Here is a 3,879-nt window from a genome sequence, read left to right as displayed (position 1 = left end):
TAGCCAAACGCTCTCCGGGCCGCGAGCGGCCCAATTTGGACTTCATTCGATCCGCTCGACCTTGAGTCCACGCGCCGAGAGCATTTTCGGCAGGGCATAGGGCCCCGCCATATGGCCCAGGCCGACCGCGACGAGCACCGTGCCGGGCCGTTTCATCCGCGCTGCGATCCAGTTGGCCCAATGGTTATTGGGCTGGCCGACCAGTTTCCCGTCGAGCGGCGTGCATTCGGAAACTTTGTCCAGCGCGGCGATATCGCCTTCGGCCCACGCTCGGAGCGTTTCCCCGTAATTCTCTTTTCCCGAAATAGCGTTTTCCAGCATTTGCCTTTGTTCGGTGCCGGACAAGGCATCGAGCTGAAGAAGTTGGTCTTTGGCACGATAAAAGGCGAGTTTCGTTTTCCCGCTGGAGGAGAAGGCGATCCAGAGTTTCTCTTCTACGCCGTTGCGAGTATCCGCGCCCGCCGCGTTGGCGTCGCCGACCGCGAGTGTCGTTGCCAATGCCCAATCCTTATAGCCGTCCAGTTCGGCGCGAGGCATGTTCGAGCGTCGGATCATGGCGTCGAGGAGCGCGCGTTTCCCCGGGGAAACACGGGTCTCTGCCGGCTTCAGGCCGGAGCCTTGCGCCAGCGCGCGGAAGTCGGCCGTTTCCTCGGGAGAGCTTTCGAGCACCAACGTGCCGGACTCGGCGATCGCGCGGTCGATCAGCTTGGTGCGCCAACGAATGTTGGGGGGCAGAAGGTGGATCGAGCCGAGCAGATAGATCGTCGTATCGCCGTCGCTCACCCGCCATAAGGCCGGTCGGGCGTCGACCGGCGGCTTACCGCACGAGGCGAGCGCGAGGAGGGCGGCGCCGAGTCCGGCCAGGCGCCGCCTCGTCATCAATAAGCGACCCGTTCCGCCTTGATTTTCAATGCCTTGAGCTGATCGATGACGCTCTGGCGCCCGGCCAGATGGCCCGCGCCGACGGCGATGAACACGGTGCCCGGCTTGTCGAGCCGCGCCTTGATCCACTGCGCCCAGCGCGCGTTGCGATCGAACAGCAAGGTCTTGGCGAGCTCGGGCGAATCGTCGAGCCCGTCATTCATATATTGCGCGAGCGTGTTGGGATCGCCCTTGGCCCAGGCGGCGACCATGCCGTCCATCGTCTCGGCGGTCTTGGGGAGGCCCTTGAGGGTCGATTCGAGGAACTTGATCTGCACCGGCTCGGACAGGCCGGCGAGATAGCCGATCTGCTGCTCCGCCGTTTCCAACCCCTCGATCGGCTTCTTTTCGCTCGTCGCGGCCGCGCTCAGCACCGTTTCCGGCCCGCTCTTGGGGTCGTAGCCCAGCTTCATCAGCGGCAGCAGCGACAGATTGGTCGCGACGAACCAGGGTTGCGCGTGATCGAATGCCGCTGTCGGAATGCCCAGGCTGGACATCGCGCTGAGATAGGCCGGGCGATCGGCCTCGGGCAGGCGATCGGTCAGCGTCGGGCCGGTCAGGCTATAGGCCTTGCTCAGCACGATGTTCTGCATCGTCGCGGTGTCCGGCTGGACCATTTCGAGCACCAGCTCATCACTCGAATCGAATGCCTTTTTCACGCCGTCGTCGAACCAGCTCATGCCGGGTTTCAGCACATGGATCGTGCCGAACAGATAGATGGTGGTGTCCTTGTCCTTCACCACCCACAAAGCCGGATCGGCATCGACCTTGGCCGGCGCTTCCTTGAGCTTGTCGAGCGCGTCGGCGATCGTCACGACTGGCTTGGCGGGCGGCGCCGTTGGCGCCGCGGTCTGCGCCGCGGCGATGCCGGCCACAGTCAATCCAAGCAAGAACAATAGCTTACGCCGCATAACGATCCTCAATTGCCCCGCGCCCTCGCGCTGCTCCTGTAATAGGTAGCGATTGGACGATGACCAAGAGCTTTACCGCCGGCAAACTTATGCTGGCATTGACCGGCTTCACCCCATGCGCCAAAGGCCCGGGCCAAGTTCTACCGCATCTGCGAAGGTAATGTGACCAGTCCGCTGAGCTTCCAGCGCATGATCCTGACGCTCCATGATTATTGGAGCCAGCGCGGCTGCCTGATCCTGCAGCCCTATGACATGCGGATGGGGGCGGGGACCTTCCACACCGCGACGACGCTGCGCGCGCTCGGGCCCGACCCGTGGAACGCCGCCTTCGTCCAGCCGTGCCGCCGCCCGACCGACGGGCGCTATGGCGAGAATCCCAACCGGCTGCAGCATTACTACCAATATCAGGTCATCCTGAAGCCGAGCCCGCCCGATCTCCAGGATCTCTATCTCGGCAGCCTGGCCGCGATCGGCATCGATTTCCAAAAACACGATATCAGGTTCGTGGAAGACGATTGGGAATCGCCGACGCTTGGTGCTTGGGGACTGGGCTGGGAGGTCTGGTGCGACGGGATGGAAGTGACGCAGTTCACCTATTTCCAGCAAATGGGCGGCTTCGACTGCAAACCGGTGGCGGGCGAGCTGACCTACGGGCTCGAGCGGCTGGCGACCTATATCCAGAACAAGGACAGCGTGTACGACCTCGCGTTCAACGACGCTTCGGGCAACACGCCGCAGATGACGTACGGCGACGTCTTCCATGAGAACGAGATCGAGATGTCGACCTGGAATTTCGAGGTCGCCGACACCGAGACATTATTCGACCTGTTCCGCAAGGCCGCGGCCGAGTGCGAGAATTGCCTCGACCACAAATTGCCGATCCCGGCCTATGAACAGGCGATCGAGGCGAGCCACATCTTCAACCTGCTGAACGCGCGCGGCGTGATCTCGGTCGCCGAGCGCCAGGCATATATCGGGCGGGTGCGCGACCTGGCGAAGGGATCTTGCCAGGCGTGGATGGAGAAGAATGGGTGGGTGGCGTGATGGGGTTCACGCGAAGGCGCGAAGGCGCGAAGGTTTTTCTCACGCGGAGGCGCGGAGACGCGGAGATTCTGTTCGCGCGGAGGCGCGGAGGCGCAGAGAGAGAGCCAAGTGCTTCTCGTCTCGCGTCAGCGAGACCTTCCCATCTGATTGCCGCTAGAGGTGAAAAAGCCGCTATCGCGGCCCGGGTGTCTGCAATCCTGACACCCCAGCGCCCTCTGCGCCTCTGCGCGTATCAAACTTCTTCTCTTCTTCGCGCCTCCGCGCCTCCGCGTGAATCAACAAAATGACCGATTTCCTCCTAGAACTCCGCTCTGAGGAAATTCCCGCGCGGATGCAGGACAAGGCGCGGGACGATCTCGCGCGCCTCTTCACCGCCGAGCTCGACAAGACCGGCCTGCGTGCCGACGCGATCGTCACCTTCGCGACGCCGCGCCGGCTGGCGCTGATCGCGCGCGACCTGCCCGAGGCGACCGAGGCGGTCAGCGAGGAAATCAAGGGTCCTCGCGCTAATGCGCCCGAGCAGGCGCTTGAGGGATTTCTGCGCAAGACCGGCCTGACCCGCGATGCCTTGGTCGAGCGCGACGGCGTGTTGTTCGCGGTGATCGACAAGCCGGGCCGCGCGACGGCCGAGGTGTTGGCCGAGGCGATCCCGGCGATCGTCCGCGCTTTCCCCTGGCCCAAGTCGATGCGCTGGGGCGAGGCCTCGTCCTCGACCGAGAGCCTGCGCTGGGTCCGCCCGCTGCACGGCATCGTCGCGCTGCTCGGCGACCAGATCGTCCCTGTCGAGATCGCCGGCGTGCAATCCGGAGCATCGCCAGGAAAAGTGGGAACCGGTTTTCCGTCCGGCGATGCCACCATCAAAAGCTCCGCAGTGACGCTCGGCCATCGTTTCCACCATCCGGGGCCGATCACGATCGGCTCGGCGGCGGATTACGAGGAAAAGTTGCGCGCCTGCCACGTCGTCGTCGACCAGGACCAGCGCCGCGCGATCATCCGCGAGCGC

At 63.9% G+C, this 3,879-nt stretch carries 4 protein-coding genes; 2 read left to right on the top strand and 2 right to left on the bottom strand.

The annotated features are described in order from the left end of the window. Positions 1-42: 42 nt before the first annotated feature. Complete coding sequence (locus tag ACTHJR_RS02600; protein WP_440521513.1) at positions 43-783, bottom strand: TraB/GumN family protein; 741 nt, start codon at positions 781-783, stop codon at positions 43-45. Positions 784-878: 95 nt separating this feature from the next. Then, positions 879-1,796, bottom strand: a complete 918-nt coding sequence (locus tag ACTHJR_RS02595) for a TraB/GumN family protein (protein ID WP_440521516.1) — start codon at positions 1,794-1,796, stop codon at positions 879-881. A 225-nt stretch (positions 1,797-2,021) separates the two neighbouring features. On the opposite strand from ACTHJR_RS02595, the gene ACTHJR_RS02590 reads away from it, so the two are divergent. Together ACTHJR_RS02590 and ACTHJR_RS02585 are read left to right on the top strand one after the other, a co-directional pair. Further along, positions 2,022-2,876: a glycine--tRNA ligase subunit alpha gene (locus tag ACTHJR_RS02590; protein WP_440521514.1), complete on the top strand. Its 855-nt coding sequence runs from the start codon at positions 2,022-2,024 to the stop codon at positions 2,874-2,876. Between the two features lie 283 nt (positions 2,877-3,159). Beyond that, on the top strand, positions 3,160-3,879 hold a 720-nt coding region (locus tag ACTHJR_RS02585; RefSeq protein ID WP_440521512.1), incomplete at its 3' end, for a glycine--tRNA ligase subunit beta.

Origin of the sequence: Sphingomonas sp., from assembly GCF_051962185.1 — a bacterium.
Lineage (GTDB): Bacteria > Pseudomonadota > Alphaproteobacteria > Sphingomonadales > Sphingomonadaceae > Sphingomonas.
The sequence above is the reverse complement of the archived record's forward strand: the minus strand, read 5'-3'. Positions and strand labels throughout refer to the sequence as shown.

Excerpts from the sequence above, each read along its gene's own strand:
- ACTHJR_RS02590 (WP_440521514.1), top strand. The coding sequence starts at position 2,022 with ATGATCCTGACGCTCCATGATTATTGGAGCCAGCGCGGCTGCCTGATC.